Source organism: Yoonia sp. R2331, from assembly GCF_041103235.1.
In the GTDB taxonomy this organism is placed as follows: Bacteria; Pseudomonadota; Alphaproteobacteria; order Rhodobacterales; family Rhodobacteraceae; genus CANMYO01.
Genome location: NZ_JBGCUN010000001.1, coordinates 1,219,934 through 1,240,009, shown reverse-complemented (window position 1 = coordinate 1,240,009; position 20,076 = coordinate 1,219,934). Strand labels below are relative to the sequence as shown.

22 protein-coding genes are annotated in these 20,076 nt (G+C 60.2%); 6 read left to right on the top strand and 16 right to left on the bottom strand.

All coding sequences use genetic code 11. The features are described from left to right. Nucleotides 1–23: 23 nt before the first annotated feature. Nucleotides 24–1,103 (top strand): 2'-deoxycytidine 5'-triphosphate deaminase, encoded by a 1,080-nt coding sequence (locus AB3Y40_RS06305; protein ID WP_369437943.1) that lies wholly within the window; start codon nt 24–26, stop codon nt 1,101–1,103. Between the two features lie 132 nt (nt 1,104–1,235). Here AB3Y40_RS06305 and AB3Y40_RS06300 read toward each other — a convergent pair whose 3' ends face one another. The 7 genes from AB3Y40_RS06300 to argS form a co-directional block, all read right to left on the bottom strand. Further along, entirely contained in the window at nt 1,236–1,670 is a 435-nt protein-coding gene (locus AB3Y40_RS06300; RefSeq protein WP_369437942.1) for a PACE efflux transporter, read from the bottom strand. Nucleotides 1,671–1,831: 161 nt separating this feature from the next. Then, nucleotides 1,832–3,223 carry a GGDEF domain-containing protein gene (locus AB3Y40_RS06295; RefSeq protein ID WP_369437941.1) on the bottom strand — a complete coding sequence of 464 codons (1,392 nt, stop codon included), beginning with the start codon at nt 3,221–3,223 and terminating at the stop codon, nt 1,832–1,834. 88 nt (nt 3,224–3,311) lie between these two features. Further along, a complete protein-coding gene (gene scpB, locus AB3Y40_RS06290) occupies nt 3,312–3,956 on the bottom strand; it encodes an SMC-Scp complex subunit ScpB (RefSeq protein WP_369437940.1) in 645 nt (214 codons plus the stop codon). Next, nucleotides 3,949–4,740: a segregation and condensation protein A gene (locus AB3Y40_RS06285; protein ID WP_369437939.1), complete on the bottom strand. Its 792-nt coding sequence runs from the start codon at nt 4,738–4,740 to the stop codon at nt 3,949–3,951. The genes scpB and AB3Y40_RS06285 overlap by 8 nt, the downstream gene beginning before the upstream one ends. A 12-nt stretch (nt 4,741–4,752) precedes the next feature. Continuing rightward, on the bottom strand, nt 4,753–5,742 hold the full coding sequence (locus AB3Y40_RS06280; protein WP_369437938.1) for a glycoside hydrolase family 3 N-terminal domain-containing protein: 990 nt from the start codon (nt 5,740–5,742) through the stop codon (nt 4,753–4,755). Further along, nucleotides 5,743–6,714, bottom strand: a complete 972-nt coding sequence (locus AB3Y40_RS06275) for an SPOR domain-containing protein (protein WP_369437937.1) — start codon at nt 6,712–6,714, stop codon at nt 5,743–5,745. A 69-nt stretch (nt 6,715–6,783) separates the two neighbouring features. Beyond that, nucleotides 6,784–8,520, bottom strand: a complete 1,737-nt coding sequence (gene argS, locus AB3Y40_RS06270) for an arginine--tRNA ligase (RefSeq protein ID WP_369437936.1) — start codon at nt 8,518–8,520, stop codon at nt 6,784–6,786. A 178-nt stretch (nt 8,521–8,698) separates the two neighbouring features. On the opposite strand from argS, the gene AB3Y40_RS06265 reads away from it, so the two are divergent. Beyond that, the gene (locus AB3Y40_RS06265) at nt 8,699–9,478 is read left to right on the top strand and encodes a VPLPA-CTERM sorting domain-containing protein (RefSeq protein ID WP_369437935.1); all 780 of its coding nucleotides are present in this window, start codon (nt 8,699–8,701) and stop codon (nt 9,476–9,478) included. A gap of 202 nt (nt 9,479–9,680) precedes the next feature. Here the strand turns inward: AB3Y40_RS06265 and AB3Y40_RS06260 are convergent, their stop codons facing one another. Genes AB3Y40_RS06260 through AB3Y40_RS06245 form a run of 4 tightly spaced genes read right to left on the bottom strand, consistent with a single transcriptional unit; the run spans nt 9,681 to nt 12,084 of the window. Beyond that, nucleotides 9,681–10,511: an ATP-binding protein gene (locus tag AB3Y40_RS06260; RefSeq protein WP_459553988.1), complete on the bottom strand. Its 831-nt coding sequence runs from the start codon at nt 10,509–10,511 to the stop codon at nt 9,681–9,683. An 8-nt stretch (nt 10,512–10,519) separates the two neighbouring features. Further along, nucleotides 10,520–11,389, bottom strand: a complete 870-nt coding sequence (gene tatC, locus AB3Y40_RS06255; RefSeq protein ID WP_369437933.1) for a twin-arginine translocase subunit TatC — start codon at nt 11,387–11,389, stop codon at nt 10,520–10,522. Continuing rightward, nucleotides 11,386–11,847, bottom strand: coding sequence for a Sec-independent protein translocase protein TatB (tatB, locus tag AB3Y40_RS06250; RefSeq protein WP_369437932.1), 462 nt, complete (start codon nt 11,845–11,847; stop codon nt 11,386–11,388). The genes tatC and tatB overlap by 4 nt, the downstream gene beginning before the upstream one ends. Nucleotides 11,848–11,871: 24 nt before the next feature. Continuing rightward, on the bottom strand, nt 11,872–12,084 hold the full coding sequence (locus AB3Y40_RS06245) for a twin-arginine translocase TatA/TatE family subunit (RefSeq protein WP_369437931.1): 213 nt from the start codon (nt 12,082–12,084) through the stop codon (nt 11,872–11,874). 197 nt (nt 12,085–12,281) lie between these two features. Here AB3Y40_RS06245 and AB3Y40_RS06240 point away from each other — a divergent pair, with 197 nt between their 5' ends. Next, nucleotides 12,282–12,947 carry a helix-turn-helix transcriptional regulator gene (locus AB3Y40_RS06240; RefSeq protein WP_369437930.1) on the top strand — a complete coding sequence of 222 codons (666 nt, stop codon included), beginning with the start codon at nt 12,282–12,284 and terminating at the stop codon, nt 12,945–12,947. Nucleotides 12,948–12,950: 3 nt separating this feature from the next. Here AB3Y40_RS06240 and AB3Y40_RS06235 read toward each other — a convergent pair whose 3' ends face one another. From AB3Y40_RS06235 to AB3Y40_RS06215, 5 genes are all read right to left on the bottom strand, one after another. Further along, nucleotides 12,951–13,673, bottom strand: coding sequence for a hypothetical protein (locus AB3Y40_RS06235; RefSeq protein ID WP_369437929.1), 723 nt, complete (start codon nt 13,671–13,673; stop codon nt 12,951–12,953). Beyond that, nucleotides 13,667–14,485, bottom strand: coding sequence for a sulfite exporter TauE/SafE family protein (locus AB3Y40_RS06230; RefSeq protein WP_369437928.1), 819 nt, complete (start codon nt 14,483–14,485; stop codon nt 13,667–13,669). Before AB3Y40_RS06230 ends, AB3Y40_RS06235 begins: the two co-directional genes overlap by 7 nt. Then, complete coding sequence (gene dusA / locus AB3Y40_RS06225; protein ID WP_369437927.1) at nt 14,485–15,477, bottom strand: tRNA dihydrouridine(20/20a) synthase DusA; 993 nt, start codon at nt 15,475–15,477, stop codon at nt 14,485–14,487. Before dusA ends, AB3Y40_RS06230 begins: the two co-directional genes overlap by 1 nt. 68 nt (nt 15,478–15,545) lie before the next feature. Continuing rightward, nucleotides 15,546–16,634, bottom strand: a complete 1,089-nt coding sequence (locus tag AB3Y40_RS06220) for a Gfo/Idh/MocA family protein (RefSeq protein WP_369437926.1) — start codon at nt 16,632–16,634, stop codon at nt 15,546–15,548. A gap of 6 nt (nt 16,635–16,640) precedes the next feature. Continuing rightward, the gene (locus AB3Y40_RS06215) at nt 16,641–17,348 is read right to left on the bottom strand and encodes a GntR family transcriptional regulator (RefSeq protein WP_369437925.1); all 708 of its coding nucleotides are present in this window, start codon (nt 17,346–17,348) and stop codon (nt 16,641–16,643) included. 105 nt (nt 17,349–17,453) lie between these two features. Between AB3Y40_RS06215 and AB3Y40_RS06210 the strand changes: the two genes are divergently transcribed. Genes AB3Y40_RS06210 through AB3Y40_RS06200 form a run of 3 tightly spaced genes read left to right on the top strand, consistent with a single transcriptional unit; the run spans nt 17,454 to nt 20,017 of the window. Beyond that, the gene (locus tag AB3Y40_RS06210) at nt 17,454–18,614 is read left to right on the top strand and encodes an LLM class flavin-dependent oxidoreductase (protein ID WP_369437924.1); all 1,161 of its coding nucleotides are present in this window, start codon (nt 17,454–17,456) and stop codon (nt 18,612–18,614) included. Continuing rightward, on the top strand, nt 18,615–19,511 hold the full coding sequence (locus AB3Y40_RS06205) for an aldo/keto reductase (protein WP_369437923.1): 897 nt from the start codon (nt 18,615–18,617) through the stop codon (nt 19,509–19,511). Then, nucleotides 19,511–20,017, top strand: a complete 507-nt coding sequence (locus AB3Y40_RS06200) for a flavin reductase family protein (protein WP_369437922.1) — start codon at nt 19,511–19,513, stop codon at nt 20,015–20,017. The genes AB3Y40_RS06205 and AB3Y40_RS06200 overlap by 1 nt, the downstream gene beginning before the upstream one ends. Nucleotides 20,018–20,076 lie beyond the last annotated feature (59 nt).

Genomic DNA, 20,076 nt, shown 5'->3' with positions numbered 1-20,076 from the left:
GTTTTGCTATCGTGGGGGACGACATGGATCAGGGCGTTTTAGCCGATCACCAGATCACAGACCTGATCACCGCAGGCGCGATCACTGCGACCGCCCCCATTGCCGATGGCCAGGTGCAACCCGCCTCGCTTGATCTGCGCCTTGGGCCCGTAGCCTACCGCGTTCGCGCCTCGTTTCTGGCGGGGCAAAGCCGCACAGTGACCGACCGGCTGGCCGACTTTCAGATGCACGAGATTCCGCTGACTGATGGCGCCGTGCTCGAAAAAGGCTGCGTCTATGTGGTGCCCCTGCTGGAATCGCTTGATCTGCCGCAGGCCATGACCGCCGCCGCCTCTGCCAAATCTTCTATCGGGCGGCTTGATCTTCTGACCCGGATCATCACCGACCACGGGACCGAATTTGACCGCGTGCCTGCGGGCTACTCCGGCCCACTTTATGTTGAGATTTGTCCGCGCAGTTTTTCTGTCGTCGCTCAAACCGGGCAGATGCTCAACCAGATCATCTTTCGCAACGGCGACACCCGCATGTCGGACGCCGCCCTGCGCGCCCTGCACGCCGATACCCCCATCGTGGACGGTGATCCGGTCATTTCCGACGGTCTTGGCTTTTCGGTCGACCTCAAACCCGACAGCGGCACGCTTGTCGGTTACCGTGCCAAACCGCACACCGGCGTTGTCGATCTGGGCAAACTCAACCACTACGACCCCGCCGATTATTGGGAACCGGTCCATGCGACCGACGGCTGGATCATCCTTGACCCCGGTGCCTTCTACATCCTCGTCAGCCGCGAAAGCATCGCGATCCCGCCGATGCAAGCGGCTGAAATGGCCCCCTATCTGGCCATGGTCGGAGAGTTCCGCGTGCACTACGCCGGGTTCTTTGATCCCGGCTTTGGCTGGGCTGGGGCCGGTGGCACCGGCTCACGCGGCGTGCTCGAAGTGCGCTGCCACGAAGCCCCCTTTGTGCTGGAACATGGTCAGGTTGTCGGGCGGTTGATCTACGAACAGATGGCCGCCCTGCCCGCCGCACTTTATGGTGTTGATATCAAATCGAATTATCAGGGTCAGGGGTTGAAGCTGTCAAAGCACTTCAAATCCCCCTGACCCGATCGGTGCACGCGCTGGGGGAGGATCAGCTGCGCACCAGATAAAGCCGCCGTGCCGGTTTAGGTGTCGGGACTGGCACATTGATCCACATCTGCCAGCACTGCGATTTGCCGCATAAGGCCGTGACAATCATGATGCCCTCCGCACCGGGCGCAGCCGGTCGTAAATCAGGAAAAAGCCATAGGCGTAGGCCACGTAGAACAGCGTCAGCCAAATGTTCAGCCCAATGGCCTGACCGAATGTCAGCCCGCCAATCGCCATCGCCAGCGGCAGCGTGACGCTGACGGCAGTCAACTCGTACAGAACCGCGTGCAGAACCCGCACCGCGTTGGGTCGGTCGCTTGCGACACGCCCGGTGCGGCGGCCCTCGATCCGGTCAAAGATGAACCCGTAAAGCGGGGCCCAGATCATCACCGCCAGTGATATGGCGATCATCAGCGCCAGGCTTTCGCTGGCGTGCCCGCCGTAGAACGCCATGAACAATGGGGTGACGCAGGCAATGCCAATCGCCTCAAAGGCGCAGGTCTGTAGAATGCGCTCGCGCAGGGTACGTGTGGCCAGCATGGTGAAAATCCCAATCTTTTCGGTATCTTGCAGCGCCGCTTGGGACTGCATCTCTTGGGATTTAACTTAACGCCCCCCTGCCTGCGCAACAGTGGGGGTTTCCATACTCTGGCCTGCTTCGGGGTCAGGAATACCCGACCAAACCCGTGCCACCTGCGCGATCAGGCGGCCGCTGTCAGTTTTTTGTGGTCCAGAAACGCTTGATTGCGACCGGCGTCCTTGGCCCGATACAGCGCCAGATCGGCGCGCTTGATCACCTGATTGGGGCTGTCGTCGCTGACCAGCATCGCGGCAACCCCAAAGGATGCTGTGACCGGTCCCAGATGCGTAGGGTAGCCCGCAGCGCCCGCGACTTTCGCCGCAATCGTGCTGCGCAACCGTTCGGCCAGCGTCGTGGCCTGCGCCTCGGTGTCAGCGCCGGTGACCACCAGAAACTCCTCTCCGCCCCAGCGGCCCACGGCGTCACCATTGCGTAACTGCGCCTTTGTCAGGCGGCCCACTGTCGCTAACACCCGGTCGCCCGCATCATGGCCCAACCTGTCGTTGATCTGCTTGAAATGGTCCAGATCAAACAGGATCACATGGCATGGCTTGTTCTCGGTTTGAAACCGGGTCCACTGGGCCTGCAAGGCGGCCTTGATCCCATTGCGGTTCAACACCCCTGTCAGTTGGTCCATCGTCGCCATGCGGTGCAACTCCGCGCTCAGCATCCGGCGTGCGCGTTCGGCGCGCTCTTGCTGAAACCCCGATGCCAGCGCCACTGTGCAAGTGCTTAGCAGGATCACCCCGATCACAAGGGCCTCAGCCGGGATCAGCCTGTCCGGCACACCGACCATCCGGTGCAGTACGATCCCCCCCAACAGCGGCACAAAAAACCCAACCACCAACATCACACGGGTCCGAAGCCCCACCGGCCCGGCCAGCAGCAGCACCCGCGCAAAAGGCCGATGCGCGTAAAGTGTCAACACCGCCAAGGCCGCCGGCACCAGGGCGATCAGCGTCGACACCGCCATCTGCCCTTCAAACAAATCCGCCCCAAAGCTCAGCGCCAGCACGTCGCAAACCAAAACCGCCACGCCCATCAGCGCCAACGCCAGCCCGGCGCGGCCCGCGTGGCGGCGGGTGATGGCAGAGGCAAAGAACAAGGCCAGAACCAATGCAGTGTCTGATCCCATGCCAGAGAATGACGCCAAGATCGGCGCAATAATGGCCCCCGCCTCGCCGCCTGACGCCACGAAAAGCCGCATGGCCAAAAGCACCACCAGCCCGCACAGCATCGTGCCAGACATCGCATAGCGCCACACCGGCGTCGGGCGTTGCGGGCGATAGCTTATCAACCCACCGGCCAGAAAAAGCAGGCCCACAGCGGTGGCCGGATGGGTCACCGCGTCGCCCATGATCGCGCGCACAACATCTTCTGGCGCCACAAAGGGCAACAGCAACCCGGCCAACCCCAGCAAGACTGACATCGCCGCCAACGGCCGCCGCAGCCGTTGCGCTAACAGAATGAACCGATAGCGACTGTGAAAATCGCCCGCGGGGTCAACATACATATCCAACACACTTCCCGTTTTGGCAGGAGTGCTAGGTCGTTATGAATGACGAAACGTTAAGATCAGGCAATCGACTAAAATGCGATCTTTAATCTTCTTCGAACATATCCACCTGATCGGTGTCGTCCTCGGATGCCTCTTCGGGGTCCGGTAAGGCACCGGGTGGCGGGCGGTTTTCCAACAATCCCGCAGAGCGTAGTTCCTTCAGCCCCGGCAGGTCGCGGGCGTTTTCCAGCCCAAAGTGATCAAGGAACCCTTGGGTCACCACAAAGGTCACAGGTCGGCCCGGCGTCATCCGTCTGCGGCCAAAGCGGATCCACTCCAGCTCGATCAATTGATCAATCGTACCGCGGCTGACGCTCACGCCGCGAATTTCCTCGATCTCGGCCCGTGTCACAGGCTGATGATAGGCCACAATCGCCAGCGTTTCGATCGCCGCGCGGCTCAGCTTGCGGGTCTCAACCGTTTCCTTTTGCATCAGGAACCCAAGGTCAGATGCCGTGCGAATAGCCCAGGCATCCCCGACCTTGACCACGTTCACCCCGCGCCCCTCATAGCGTTTGCGCAGATGCGCCAGCGCCTCTGCCGGGTCCGACCCATGCGGCATCCGCCCGGTCAGTTCCGTCACCGTCACCGGATCAGCCGTGGCAAACAGGATCGCCTCGACCATGCGTTCCTGTTCGCCCATGGGCGGGGCCTCGAACAGGCTGTCGTTTTGGGGGGCGTCAGTCATCTTGAGGCGCTCTTTTTCGAATTTGAATGGGGGCAAAAGTGTCGGACTGGCGGATGTCGATCTTGCCTTCTTTCGCCAGTTCCAGACTGGCGGCAAAGGTGGCGGCGGTCGATGACCGGCGCTTGGCGGGGTCCATTTCCCACCCTTCGGGCAGATAGCTGGAAATGTCGGTCCATTCGCCCGCAAAACCGATCAACTGGCGCATCCGGTCCAGCGCCTGTTCCATCGTCATCACCGCCTCGCGGTCCAACACGAAGGGGCGGAATTCATCCTTGGTGCGAATGCGTGCATAGCCCTGCATCAGGTCCAGCAACGTTGCGGTATAGGTCACGCGCCGCACGCGTTGCACGTCTTCGGTGATACCTCGGGCAAAGAAATCACGCCCCAATTGATCCCGCGCCATCAGCTTGGCCGCCGCCCCGCGCATCGCCTCAAGCCGTTCCAGCTGGAACGCAAGGTGCGCGGCAAGTTCCTCGCCTGATGGTCCCTCTTCAGTCGGGTCAGGCGGCAACAACAGGCGCGATTTGAGGAACGCCAGCCAGGCGGCCATCACCAGATAATCGGCGGCCAGTTCCAGCCGCAATTCCTTGGCCTGTTCGACAAAGGCCAGATATTGCTCGGCCAGCGCCAGAATCGAAATTTCGCGCAGGTCCACCTTTTGCGTGCGGCTCAGCGTCAGCAGCAGGTCCAGCGGGCCCTCAAACGCGCCCACGTCCACGATCAGCGCCTCGGCGGCAAGCCGTTCGGTCACGCTGACTGCGTCTTCCTGAAACTCCGATGGCACTGCCCGATACCCTTACGCCAAAAGCGCTTCAAGTTCGGCAATGGCGGCGGGAATGTCAATCGGAACCGGGGGTTTGCGCTGCGCTAATGCCCGCTCTGCGCGGGCCATCGCCGCATCACTCATCTGCCCCGCTGTGGCGGCAACCGCTTCCACCTCGGTCCGGTCGCCATTGCAGTGCAACACAAGATCACACCCCGCGGCCAGTGACGCCTGCGCGCGGTCTGGCACTGTGCCGCGCAGCGCGTCCATCCCAATATCATCGGTCATAATCAACCCGTCAAAGCCGATGTCAGCCCGGATAACTTGCATCATCTTGGTACTTGTGGTCGCCGGCTGGCCCGGATCAATCGCGTCAAAGACGATATGCGCGGTCATCCCCATCGCCATGTCATTCAGCGCCACAAATGGCGCAAAATCCCGTTCTTCCAGCGCCTTACGCGATACTCTTACAGTGGGCAATTCCTTGTGGCTGTCGACCGTCGCGCGACCATAGCCCGGAATATGCTTCAGGATCGGCAGCACCCCACCGGCCAGATGCGCCTCTGCACAGGTGCGCGCGGCCTGCACCACCGTGTCCACGTCGCGCCCATACAGCCGGTTGCGCATCACCGGGTGTGCTGCGTCTTCCAGCAGGTCGGCAAGTGGCGCGCAATTGGCGTCAATGCCCACGTCATGCAGTTCCGCAGCGATCAGCCGGTTGCGCAGCCACATCGCCCGGATCGGGTCGCGCGCGCGCTCCATCTGATCCAATGCAGGCAGATATTCGCGCCAATGAGGCGCGCGCATTCGCTGCACCCGCCCGCCCTCTTGGTCGATCATGATCGGGGCGTCACGCCCCACGGCCTCGCGCAGATCGCCGGTCAGGCGGCGCAGCTGGTCAGGCTCAACCACATTGCGCGCAAACAGGATGAACCCCCAAGGGTCCGCATCGCGGAAATGCGCCTTTTCCCAATCGGCAATCTCGGGCGCTTGCGGCCCGACGATAACAGCGCCATGCGCCACTTAGCGCACGACCACAGGGATACAATCGGCATTGCCAGCCTCGAGGGCGGCACAGAACCGGCGCGCGTCGCTGAGGTCAGCAAAACCCTTGGCCCGCAGGCGATAGAACGCCTTGCCGTTGCGTTCGGCCTCTTGGATTAATTGTTCCTTGCCGCCCAGATAGGCGCTGAAGCGGCCTTCCAGCCCAACCCAGGCTTGTGCGGCGGCTTCAGGTGTCGGGAAAGCGCCCAATTGCACCAGCTTGGTGCCCGTGGGCAAGGCGGCGGTGGTCACTTCGGCCTGCGGTGCAACGGCCTCTGCCACGGCGGCGGCCACGGCACTTTCCGGGGTCACAGCCAAGGCGGCCGGGCGCAATGGCGGCCGCAAAGAGGTCGTGACACCGGGAATGCTGCGGTCGATGATCGTCACCACCGGCGCACCATCCAGCGTCACCGTGGGTTCCACAACTGCGGCGTCATCCAGCGGGGCCATCGGCTCAACCCCTGCGGCCAGCTGATCCACAAGGGCCAGAATGTCGTCCGTCTCAAGCGGGTCCGCAGGCGCATCAGGCTCCGCATCGGTCAGCGCGGCGGGCACCTCAGCGACTTCAACGGCGGGATCAGTTGGGACCACCTCGTCAGCTTCGGCCATCGGCTGCACGGTCAGGTCTTCCTCGGCCAGATCGGTGACCGCAGGGGCCAGCACCAGCCGATCCTCGGGCGCTGCAGCCGCCCCTTCGGCGGCCACCGCGTTTACGGCCAACCCGGTGTGCAATGCGACTTCTCCACCGGGGTTCTCCGGGGCCACACGCATGGCACCCTCCATTGCGCGCACCACCGGGATGCCGGTCACGTCGCGCATGATCAACTGATAGCCCCAGACGCCGATCCCGGCCATCAGGCCAAGCGACACTGCCGCGCCTGCATAATTCGCGAAAACACCCGCCTTGCGGGTCAGGGGCACGTGTTCTGCGCCCTCTTCATAAACTGCCATGTCCGCCTCACTGCACGGGGCGTTTGCCGCCCTCGATTGGTTACCTCAGCTCACCCGGACACGTGCGCTTTAGCGCATCTCTTCCGCCGGGGTCACACCAAGAATACCAAGGCCGGAGGCCAAAACAACCTGAACCGCGCGGATCAGGGCGATTTTCGCCTGTGTTGTGGCAATGTCACCCTCCTGCAGGAACCGCAGGCTGGTGTCGTCATTGCCCCGGTTCCACAGCCCGTGGAAATCCGACGCCAGATCATACAGGTAAAAGGCGATCCTGTGCGGCTCATGCCCCTTTGCGGCAATCTCAACCAGCCTTGGCCATTCCGCCACCCGCTTGGCGACCTTCAGCTCGGCCTCATGCGCGGCGCGCGTCATATCAGCGCCCGCCAAAGTCGCGTCATCCACGTCCACCTCTGCCTTGCGCAACACCGAATTGATCCGCGCATGGGCGTATTGCACGTAGAACACCGGGTTGTCCTTGGACTGCTCGGTCACCTTGTCGAAATCGAAATCCAGCGGCGCGTCGTTCTTGCGCGTCAGCATGTGGAACCGGGTTACATCCGACCCCACCTGATCGACCACATCGCGCAGGGTCACGAACGTCCCTGCCCGCTTGGACATCTTGAACGGCTCCCCGTTCTTGTACAGCTTCACCAGCTGGGTCAGCTTGATATCGAAATCGACCTTTTCATCCGACAGCGCCGCGACAGCCGCCTTCATCCGCTTCACGTAACCGCCGTGATCGGCACCGAAGACATCAATCATCGCGTCAAAGCCGCGCACAACCTTGTCATAGTGATAGGCAATGTCGGGCGCGAAATAGGTCCAGGCCCCGTCCGATTTCTTCACCGGCCGGTCCACATCATCCCCGTAAGCGGTTGACTTGAACAAGGTCTGCTCGCGCGGTTCCCAATCCTCTGGCAGCTTGCCCTTGGGCGGCTCAAGCGTGCCGCGATAGATCAGACCCTTGTGGTCCAGCGACTGGATCGCATCCTCAATCCGACCGGTGCCATAAAGCCCCTTCTCGGAAAAGAAGTTGTCCATCTTGATGCCAAGCGACGCCAGATCGCTGCGGATCAGATCCATCATCGCCTCTGTGGCATAGGCCCGCACGTCTTCCAGCCAGAACTGCTCGCCCTTGCCAACATAGGCGTCACCCACCTTGGCCTTCAGCGCCTCGCCCACCGGGATCAGATAGTCGCCGGGGTAAGTGCCATCCTCAAACGCGACCTCTTGGCCATGCGCCTCAAGATACCGCAGGTACACCGACCGGGCGAGCACATCGACCTGCGCGCCACCGTCGTTGATGTAGTATTCGCGGGTGACGTCAAAACCTGCGTAATCCAGCAGGCTCGCCAATGCGTCACCAAAGACCGCACCCCGTGTGTGACCCACATGCAGCGGGCCGGTGGGGTTGGCACTGACATATTCCACCATCATCTTCTTGCCCTGACCCATCTCGGACCGGCCGTAACCAGCCGAAGAGGTCAGAACATGACCGATGAGGCCACCCCAGACGCCCGGCTCCAACCGCATGTTCAGAAACCCCGGCCCGGCAACCTCTGCCACGGTGATCCGGTCATCCTTGGACAATTCACCGGCCAGCGCCTCTGCAATGGCGCGCGGGTTCATCTTGGCAGGCTTGGCCAGCACCATCGCCGCATTGGTCGCCATATCGCCGTGGGCGGCATCGCGCGGCGGCTCAACCGTTATGGCGGCGCGGTTCAACCCGGCAGGCAATACGCCCGCGCCCTCCAGCGTATCAAGGCAGGTCATCACAAGCGCACGGATATCGGCAAAGACGTTCATCAGGGTGGTTCCTTGGGGATTGAAGGGCCGGTTTACCACGCGCGGCACACGCGTCAATCAGCGCGGCACCGGAATCAGGTGGAAAAGTGGGCCAAACTGTGTTAAGAATAAGGCATTGATTAACCTTTGTTCGGTGACAGTAATGTACAAAACGATTGCGTCCGGCCTTTTGGCGGGCATGTTTCTAGCAACTTCCGCAGCACAAGCAGCAGATGTGAACCTCAACGATTGGGTGGCAGAGAATTACCCCCCAGTCAGCGGATTCTCGGGTGCCAACTGGATGGTGAATGGGCCGGGCGGTGAATCCGTCACCCAAACCATCAACGGCCAACCCACAATTTTTTATGCGGATACGCAGGCGCAAGGGACGCAAGTCACCGGCAAGGCCAGCGTGATCACCAACAGCGACAACGACTTCTTTGGCTTCGTGCTGGGCTTCAATCCCGGCGACACCATGAACAGCGCCGCGGATTATCTTCTGGTGGATTGGAAACAAGCCGACCAGAATTTCAACTTTACGGGCGGTACAGCCAATCTGACCCCCGGTTCGACCGCAACAGCTGGCCTTGCGGTGTCGCGCGTGTCCGGCATTCCAACAGCGGATGAACTTTGGGGCCACTTCGACGGCGCAGGCAATGCGAATGGCGGGGTTCAGGAACTGGCCCGCGCCTCGACCTCTTTGGGCAGCACCGGCTGGAACAACTTTGAAGAATACGAATTCTCATTCGACTTCGGCCCGAACAATCTGGTCATCAAGGTCAACGGGGTGGAGCAATTCAATCTGGCTGGCAGTTTCTCGAATGGCCGGATTGGCTTTTACAACTTCAGTCAGGACACAGTGAAGTATTCCGCTTTCACCACCGATCCCGGCTCTTTTGCTGTGCCACTACCCGCCTCTGCATGGCTGCTCATCGCGGCCTTTGGCGGGCTTGGTCTGGCGAAACGACGCAAGGCCTGACGGTCTTCGATCCCGCCTGCTCACGGGCACTTTAATGGAACGTTAAAAACGCCCCGGTTTCTTACCGGGGCGTTCATCATTTTATCCAACTGATTCAACGCGACAGCCTAGGTGTTAACGTAAATTCAGGGTTAGAGGCTGCATGGTTTGTGCATGGGATGTGCATACTATGTGCATCACCCAAAATCACCGTGCGGTGGGGTCAACCGTCCAGCGTGATGCCCTGTCGGCCTGCCAGATCGGTGAAATATTGCCAGGCCACTCGGCCCGACCGTGACCCACGTGTGGCCTGCCATTCGATCGCTTCGGCGCGCATTGTCTCGGCGTCGATCTTGACCCCGTGCGCCGCGCAATACCCTGAAATCATGTCCAAATATTCATCCTGGGTACAAGGATGAAAGCCCAGCCAAAGCCCAAACCGATCACTGAGCGACACCTTCTCTTCCACCGCTTCCGATGGGTTAATGCCTGATTGACGTTCATTCTCTATCATATCGCGTGGCATCAGATGCCGCCGGTTCGACGTGGCATACAGCACCACATTCTCTGGCCGCCCCTCAATCCCGCCGTCCAGAACCGCCTTCAGCGATTTGTAGTGGGCATCGTCATGCGAAAACGAAAGATCGTCACAGAACAGAATGAACCGCTCCTGCGCGTGGCGCAGCAAGCCTAACAAACGGTTAATGCTGGGCAGGTCTTCGCGTTGGATCTCGATGATCTTGAGGTCTTTGAAATCCGCCTGAACCGCGCCATGTATCGCCTTGACAAGGCTCGATTTTCCCATGCCACGCGCGCCCCACAGCAGGGCGTTGTTTGCAGGCATGCCACCGGCAAATTGGCGGGTATTGGCAAGCAGCGTGTCGCGTGACCGATCAATACCCACCAGAAGGTCCACATCGACGCGATTCACCTTTGGCACCGGCACCAGCATGTCAGGATCGGCCTGCCAGACAAAGGCCGTCGCCATCCCGAACTCAGGTGCCTTCGCCGGTGGCGGCCTCAGCCGTTCCAGCGCCGCTGCGATCCGCTCCATCGGATCACTCACGCCTTGGGCTCCTCGTCCTCGATGTCGCCATAAAGGTCTTCATCTTCGTCCAAAATCCCCTCTGCGCGCATCTTGGCAACCTTCTGCCGTTCAACCCTTGCAACCAGTTGGATCGAGACCTCATAGAGGCCATAAACCACAACGAAAAGAATGACTTGGCTGATCATATCGGGCGGTGTGGCAAGGGCGGCAAGCATCAGAATACCGACCACTGCGTACTTGCGTGTGTTGCGCAATCCCCGCGCCGACACCAAACCGGCCTTGCCCATCAGGGTCAGCAAAACCGGCAGTTGAAAGCATAAACCAAATGCCACGATGAATTTGATCGTCAGGCTCAGATAGGCCTGCGCTGATCCTTGAAACACGGTGCCCGCCGCCTGGGTATCAGACGGAACACCATCAATCAGGCTCTCAGTGCTTTGAAAACCAAGGAAAAAGTCAAAGGCCAACGGGGTGATGACGTAGAACGCGAAGGACGCGCCCAACAGGAACATGAAGGGCGAGGCAATCAGAAATGGCAGAAACGCGCCCTTTTCCGATTTGTACAGGCCCGGCGCGATGAACCGCCACAACTGGAAAGAAATGATCGGAAATGACAGCACCAATCCCCCCAGCAAAGAGATTGATATTGCTGTGAAAAATCCCTCTTCGAGCTTGATGAAGATCAACGCGCAATTGGCCCCGTCACGCTCCAGCGCGTCGCACAGGGGCCGCGTCAGAAACTCGAAAATCGGACGCCAGACCGTAAAACAGATCACCATGCCAACGATAAACGCCAGCACCGACCGGATCAGCCGGGTCCGCAACTCGGCCAGGTGTTCGATCAGTGGTGCTGCGCTGTCATCCATGTCTTCGCTGGAACTCATTGCGCATCACCTTTTTCTGGCGTCGCAGCAGGGATTTCAGCCGGTTTTGCGGGTCGATCGACCGTCACCTCGGGTGCCGCAGCAGCAGCCTCTTTGGCCTTGCGCGCCTCAACTGCCTTGGCGCTGGCGTCCAGCATCCGGTCCTTGGCAGCTTGGCGTTCTTCCGACAGCTTCGCCGTTTCGCTGCCGGGCTTAAAGGCTGACCCGGTGGCCTCGCGCACTTTATCCAAACCGAATTTCTGTGGGTTTGCAGCGGCTTGCACTGTCTTGCTTATGTCCTTCACGCCACTTTCATCAGCGGCGGCTTCCATCGCGCGGGAAAACTCGCGCGCCATGCCCTTTGCCTTGCCCGTGAACTGTCCAAGCGCACGGAACATGTTGGGCAAGTCCTTTGGACCAATCACAATCAGGGCGACGATGCTCAACAGCACCATCTCGCTCCAGCCAAGGCCGAACATCGCAGTTCCCTCCGGGGCTGTGGCTTAGGCTTTGTCTTTTTCGCTCTCGGGCGTCACGTCGCGTGCTTCAGCCATGCTGTCTTCCAGCTCGGCCTTGCCATCGTCGACACCTTTCTTGAAGGCGGTGATCCCTTTGCCGACTTCTCCCATCAGCGACGAGATCTTGCCGCGACCAAAAAGCACCAGCACCACAACAGCGATCAGCAGAAGGCCGGGCAATCCAATGTTATTGAGCATGATATTCTCCTCAAGCAGGCCACACAGCCCGCATTTGCATCAATCCTTGGGTTCTAAATAGGGATGCAACATCCAGTTGGAAAGCCGGAAAACCGGGAAATCACCCCTCACAACCCCCTTTTTTTCTTGGCTTTTCGCAATTTTGCGCCAATAAACTGTCAACTGACAAAAATATGTCACAAGACGAAGGAATCGCAATGCGACGTGCCGACCGGCTGATGCAGATTGTGCAGCTTCTGCGCGATGGTGACCTGCACAAGGCCGGTGACATCGCCGCTGCGACCGGTGCATCGCTCCGCACAATATATCGGGATATGGAAACGCTCGCGGCCTCTGGCGTCCCGATCGAAGGCGCGCGCGGGATCGGCTACCGGGTCACTGCCGCCGTTACCCTGCCCCCGTTGAACCTGACAATCACAGAGGTGGAGGCCCTGCATCTTGGCCTCGCCTCTGTCGGGCAATCAAACGACGGAGAGTTGGCGGCAGCGGCCCAGACCCTGAGCGCCAAGATCGACGCGGTGATGCCAGAAGACCGCAGTCGCGCGCCCGCCACGACCAACTTTGCCATCTACCCTTTTGCCGATGCTGCAAAGGGTTTCCAGCACCTTCCGACGATCCGCGCCGCGATCCGGGCGCGGCAAAAGCTGCAACTGACGCTTGCAGATCGCCACCGGACCGTGCGGCCATTGCAGCTGGACTATTGGGGGCGGCTATGGACCTGCGTGGTTTGGTGTGAAACGACACGCGGCTTTGATGAATTGCGCGTTGATCAGATCACAGCGCTGCGCACCTTGCCGGGATTGTTTGTGGATGAGCAAGGTAAATCCCTCAAGGATTTCAACCAGATCAAGTCTGCGCGTTAAGGGTCAAAGCCAATCTTGCGGCGCAATCAACGGTCGGAAATAGGCAATCGGTCGCGGTGCTGCGCCATCCCCCCAAGGGGCCACGCCGTGGATCAGATGCCGGTGCAGCAGCGTCGCTTCGCCCATACGGGCGGGCAGCGCGACCCGCGCGCAGGTTTTAAAAACTTCGCGCCGCGCGTCTTGATAGATCTCGGTCACATCCACGTCGCCCCAGCTCGCCGGGTCAATCCCGTCAAAGGCGCGGGCGAAAGCCGCTTGCATGATCTTGTGCGACCCGCGCCAGACCACCAGCGGGCTATCCGCCGTGTCAGCCAGCGGTAGCCCAAGGATAAACCCATGCGGCTCTCGCAGATGTCTGCGACGCGCTGATCCCTCGGGCAGTAACCCATCCATGTGTGCAGCGTCGCGATTGCGTCGGAACCGGTGCGCGGTCTCGCTTTCATCAGTGTCTTTCTGCGGGTAGCCCGGATAGACGATGGACAGTTGGGCGCGGTGCCATTCGGCCGGCGGGGTGACCAAAGAGGACCATGGCCCGTCCAATGGCACACCGTCTATTGCGCCATCCTTGGTGTTGGGCAGCGCGTCAACGCCGACAAACCACGTCCCTCCGTGGCGCTTCTCGCTTCGATCAACCCGGTGCGCAGCCTTGGCAGCAGCCCTTGCCCACTGGTCGACGCGCGGGTCTTGCCCGAAGTGAACACACCCGTCCGCCGCCCAATCTACCACCCTACTGCCTTGCGCAGCATATTCAGCGCGACAAAGATCAGGAACACACCAAACACCCGCTTGAGCGGCCCCGCGTCCAAGCGGTGCGCCAATGCCGCCCCCCACGGCGCTGTGACCAGAGTCATCGCGATCACCAACACGAATGCCACAAGGTTGACTGATCCAAATGTCAGCGGCGGGGCCACGGCGATCGGCGTCATCAGAAACCCGATGACTGCAGGCACAGCGATGATCACACCAAACCCTGCTGCTGTTGCCACAGCACGGTGAATCGGCACGCTGTAAAGGCTCATCACCGGCACTCCAAAGGACCCGCCGCCTATGCCCATCAGCACTGACAGAAACCCCAGGACGGGCGACAGGACCAACCGCATGACCCCTTGCGGCATGGCCGCGCCCAAGCGCCAGCCCGCTTTGCCGAAAGTCATATACAGCCCAACGATCACAGCGAGCATCCCAAAAATCGCCTGAAGCGCGCCAGACCGAAGCGCCGCCGCCGTCACCACCCCCAAAACAGCGCCGACCACAATCCCCGGTGCCCAGCTTTTCAGGATGTCCCAGTCCACCGCGCCCTTTTTGTTGTGCGACAGGACCGAACGGATTGAGGTGACGATGATCGTCGCCAGCGAGGTGGCAAGGCAAAGCTGCATCAGTTGCGGGCTGTCAAAGCCCAGCACACTAAAGGCATAGAAAAACGCAGGCACCAACACGATACCGCCACCGACACCCAAAAGCCCTGCCAGCACGCCCGCAAAGGCCCCAATCAGCAGGATCAGCGCGGCCATGCCGGCCAGCAAGCCAAGGTCTTCCATCAAGCGGCCTTTTCTGTGACGTGACCCAGTGCTTGCAGCACAACATCCGTTCCTGCACCGTCACGATGCGATTCCTCTGACAGCGTCCGCCGCCATCCACGCGCTCCGGGACGGCCTTGAAAAAGACCCAGCATGTGACGGGTGACATGATGCAAGCGGCCGCCGCTGGCGATATGGTCCGCGATATAGGGCAGCATCAGGTGCACCACGTCTTCCGCGGACCGGTCCAGACCGCCGCCAAAGATACGACGATCTGCGTCCAGCAACACGCTGGCCGGGTTGTGATAAGCCGCGCGCCCGATCATCACGCCATCGAGGCCGCCGTCCAAGAATTCTTCTGCAACCTCAAGAGTTTCGACACCGCCGTTAATGCTGATATGCAGGTGTGGAAAGGTCGCCTTCATCTGTCGCACAAGGTCATAATCCAAGGGCGGGATATCGCGGTTTTCCTTGGGGCTAAGGCCCTGAAGCCAGGCCTTGCGCGCATGGATCGCAAAGCGATCAACCCCAGCGGCACTGACCCGCGCGATAAAGTCCGGCAGCACGTCTTGCGGATTCTGATCGTCCACACCGATCCGGCATTTGACCGTCACGGGCACCGAAACTGCCGCGCGTATCGCCGCGACACAATCTGCCACCAGCACCGGGCTTTCCAACAAGACCGCACCAAAGGACCCCGATTGCACCCGATCAGATGGACAGCCGCAGTTGAGATTGACCTCATCATAGCCGAACCCTTCGCAAATCCGCGCAGCCTCGGCCAGTTGTGCCGGGTTTGATCCGCCCAGCTGTACAGCAACGGGGTGTTCGGTGGCATCAAAGCCCAGCAACCTGTCGCGGTCGCCGTGGATCACTGCAGGTGCGGTGACCATTTCGGTATAAAGCAACGCGTGCCGGGTCATGGACCGATGCAGCACCCGGCAGTGCCGGTCTGTCCAATCCATCATCGGGGCCACCGAAAGGCGCGCGTTATGTGCCACAGCATCGTTCATGCGCAGCGATATAGGCGATGCATAGCGCCCTGACCAGCCACGCAAGCGTCTGAGCTTGCGATCAAGACCTAAAGCAACACCGCCTGCCCCGTCGCCGCGCTTTCTTGCGCCGCAAGGCCCATCGCTACCGCGCGCGCACCGTCGTCCACCGTCACTTCCACGGTACCCTCCCCCCGGATCACAGCGTTAAAGCGCTGATGCTGGTAAAAGGTCGACCCGTTGTGATCGCCAGCTTCCAAAAGGGCGGGATCAACCGGGACTTCGCTGACAATCGGCCCTTTGGGTGCACGCGGGCTGATCACCAATTGCGGCACAGGTGCGGGGCCAAGCAATTGCGGCCAGAACCTGCCCGGCCCCGGCACTAACGCCTCAATCTTACCCTTTGGACCCACGGCGCTGATTTCTTCCTGATACTTTGAGCCTTCCGCAAACATGCACAATTCCAGCATTGCGCGTTTGCCGCCTTCGAAATCCAGAATGACATAGCCATTGTCCCAGATATCCGGTACCCGACCGCCATAATCCTCGTCCTTGTGGTTCAGTGTCTGCCCCGCACTGGCCATGACCCGCACAGGCTCTGCCTTGAGGATCAGCCGCATCAGATCAAAGAAATGGCAGCACTTTTCCACCAGCGTCCCGCCGGTATTGGCGTTAAACCGGTTCCAGTCGCCAATCTTGGGCAGAAACGGAAAGCGATGCTCGCGCACTGTCAGCATCGAAATGCCGCCTGTTGCCGCCTCGACCTGATTGATCAGCGCCTGGATCGGCGGCATATAGCGGTATTCCATCGCGACCCAGACCGGCGCGTCATAGCTATTGGCAAAATCCGCCACCTTCGCGGCATCCGCCGGATCGGTATAAAGAGGCTTTTCGCATAAGATTGGCAATGTTCTTTTGGCGGCAATCTGGTGCAATTGGCCCACATGCAGAAAATTGGGGCTGACGATGACAACTGCGTCCAGCTCGGGGTGATCCATCAACGCATCGACGCTTTCGGCCACGGTGGCGTTCTGCGCCAGCACCGCCGCTGATTGCGCCAGTTCATCCACCGGATCATAGACAACGCTGACCCGCCCCTGCGGCAACAGGTTGATATTCTGGATGTGCTCGCGGCCCATCATACCACAGCCGATCAGGCCATAGTTCACCATCTTCATCGGTCGTTACCCTTTTCCCATGCGCGACACATAGCGCGCCTTCGTGTTGTCAAACCATGTGCGCGAAAATTCAACTGGCGTGCCATCTGCTGTCCAGCCAATCCGCTCGATATATCCGACGGCAAAGCCTGCGCGTAAGTGAAAGCTGTCAGGTGTCCAGCGCGGCAGTTGCGCGACACCAATCCGATCCTCAACGCTGGCGATCACAACACCCAGTTCATCGCGGTAAAATTCGTACAGGGAATCGGATAAATCTCCAACCGTGACCGCCGCACGTTGCGCACCGTCCAGCCAGATTTCTTCCAGTGCAATCAGGTCGCCATCGAGGCGTCGCAAGCGACGTATGCGGTGCCCTTCGCTGTCCGGCCCAAAGGCCGGTGCATCCTTGGGCTTGGGCATCCGTTCGACCGACAAGACGTCTGCGGTCGGCAAACCACCACCGCGCACCTTTTCGAGCCGGAAAAACGCATAGACGCTTTTGACATCCGGTTTATGCCTGACATAGTTGCCTGAACCTTGCACCCGATCCAAAAGCCCCTTGGATTCGAGATCAGCAAGGGATTTGCGCAGCGTTCCAACAGAGATGCCAAGCTCTGCCGCCATCTCGCGCTCGGGCGGCAATCGCGCGCCGTCGGCAAGATGCCCAGCTGCGATTTCACGGATCAGCATCTCGCTGACGGCGACGTATTTGGGCAGCGCCGAAGCCGTTGCCATCCCGCTGACCTCCCTGACTGCGGAAAATTGATACACTATTGTTTCACTCAAAAACCCGTGCTAGGCAAGTCCCAAGTTGAGATTCTTTTGGGGGAAGCCGACACCATGGATCAAGTGGTCCCAGTCACAAGCGCAGACCTAGACGCCGCAGAGGTATCATGGTTTTCCGCTTTGTGCTCAGATGATTACCAGTTCCTCGGCGTGCCAGACGGCGCGCTGCGATCATCCTGGGAGCACTGCCGCGACATCGCACTTGAGGCCGAAAGGCAAGGCTTTCGCAATATCCTTGCGCCGTCTTCTTATCAGGTTGGTCAGGACACCTTGTCCTTTGTGGCCGGCATGGCCCCACTGACCGAAAGGATGAATTTTCTGGCGGCAATTCGCTGCGGCGAAGTGCAACCAATCATGCTCGCGCGGACCATCGCCACGCTTGACCACATGCTCAAGGGGCGGCTGACGCTGAACGTGATCTCGTCAGATTTTCCGGGCGAGGTGGCAGACAGCGCCTACCGCTACAAGCGCAGCCATGAGGTGGTCGAGATCCTGCGCAAGTGCTGGACTCAGGATGAGGTCAGCTATGACGGCGAGATCTACCAGATCTCCAAGCTCAGCACCGATCCTGCACGCCCCTATCAGCAAAACGGTGGCCCGCTACTGTACTTTGGTGGCTACTCACCCGCCGCGATGGAGCTTTGCGGGGCGCAATGTGACGTCTATCTGATGTGGCCCGAGACGCAGGAGCAGCTGGCCCAGCGCATGAAGGACGTGCACGCATGCGCGGCCGCGCATGGCCGAACGCTGGATTACGGTCTGCGGGTGCACATGATCGTGCGCGACACGGAACAAGAAGCCAAGGAATACGCCGATTACATCGCCTCCAAGCTGGATGATGAATACGGCAAGCTGATCCGCGACCGCGCCCATGACAGCATCAGCCTTGGCGTGGCCCATCAGGCCCGCGCGCGCGAGCTGGCGGACAAATACGGCTACACCGAACCCGGCCTGTGGACCGGTGTCGGGCGCGCCCGCTCTGGCTGTGGTGCCGCACTTGTCGGGTCGACCGATCAGATCCTGTCGAAAATTGAGGCTTACAAAAAGATGGGCATCCGTGCTTTCATCTTCTCAGGCTACCCGCACATCGACGAGGCCAAGCATTTTGGCCAACGCGTCATGCCCGAACTGAAAACCTGTTCTTTGCCGCACGCTCATGGGCGTGTCCCGGCAGAAACACCCGCTACGCCTTTGGGCACAGGAGAGCGTCGCTAAATGGATCGCGTCCAGATTACACCAAACCTTGATTTCAGCCGCATCGTCTATGGCATGTGGCGACTGGCAGAGGCAGATGACACGTCAGCCGCCCACGTGCAGGCCAAGGTCGAGGCCTGCCTAGCCCAAGGCATCACGACGATGGATCAAGCCGACATCTATGGCGGCTATGAAGCGGAAGAAGTGTTTGGGGCAGCCCTGAAAGCCGCCCCTGCCCTGCGCGACCAAATCGAGATCGTGACAAAATGCGATATCGTGGCCCCTGCAGGTCGCTATGCTGATGCGCGGGTCAAATACTACGACACGTCTGCGGCACACATCCGTGCCTCGGTCGATCATTCGCTGCGGCTGATGAACATCGACCACATCGACATGCTGCTGGTGCACCGCCCCGATCCTTTCATGGATCATCTCGAAACCGGCGCTGTTCTGGACGAAGTTGTGGCCGCGGGCAAGGTCCGCGCCGTTGGCGTGTCGAATTTCAAATTACACGATTGGACCCTGTTGCAATCGGGTATGAAAACACAGCTTGCGACCAACCAGATCGAACTCAGCGTCACCGCGCATCAGGGCTTTACGAACGGTGATGTGGCCTACTTGCAGGAACGCGCCAAGCCGATCATGGCGTGGTCACCCTTGGGGGGCGGCAGCCTTGTCACCGGTGAAGGCGATGCCGCAGTGCGCACCACCATGACCAAGGTTGCACAAGACAACGGCGTCGATCTTGGTGCGGTGGCAGTTGCGTGGCTGCTGGCGCACCCAGCCAATATCATGCCAGTGATGGGGACCAATAACCTCAAGCGCATCAATGCCTTGTCAGACGCAATGAAGGTCCGAATGGATCGCCAGACCTGGTACGAAATCTACACCGCAGCGCTCGGTCAGGAGGTCCCATAATGGACGCAGGCACAATCGCCACATTTGACCCATCAACCGATGCAAGTAGTTTTCGCGGCGCGCTCGGGACTTTTGTGACCGGCGTCACCGTGGTCACAACGGACAGTCCCGAAGGCCCCGTGGCGATTGTCGCCAACAGCTTTGCCTCAGTCTCGCTTGATCCGCCGCTGGTGCTTTGGTCGCCTGCGAAGTCGTCCAAACGGTTCGAACATTTCGCAGGCTCGCGCCGCTTTGCAATCCATGTCCTTTCTGCTGATCAGCGCGACATTTGCGCCGCCATCGTCAAATCCAAGACAGCGATCTCAGAGGTGCCAACACAGCTTAGCCACTGTGGCATGCCGCTGATCGACGGCGCGCTTGCTACGTTTGAATGCAATTTGCACACGACGCACGACGCAGGCGATCATGTCATCATCGTGGGCCTCGTCACCAAGGCCCATCACACCGACGGGGAGCCGCTCGTGTTCCATGCCGGCAAATACGGAACGTTCAACACCACTCCCTAAGCCTTTCTTTTGAATAGAAATATGCCCGGGGGTTTTGGGGGCTGGCCCCCAAGATAAAA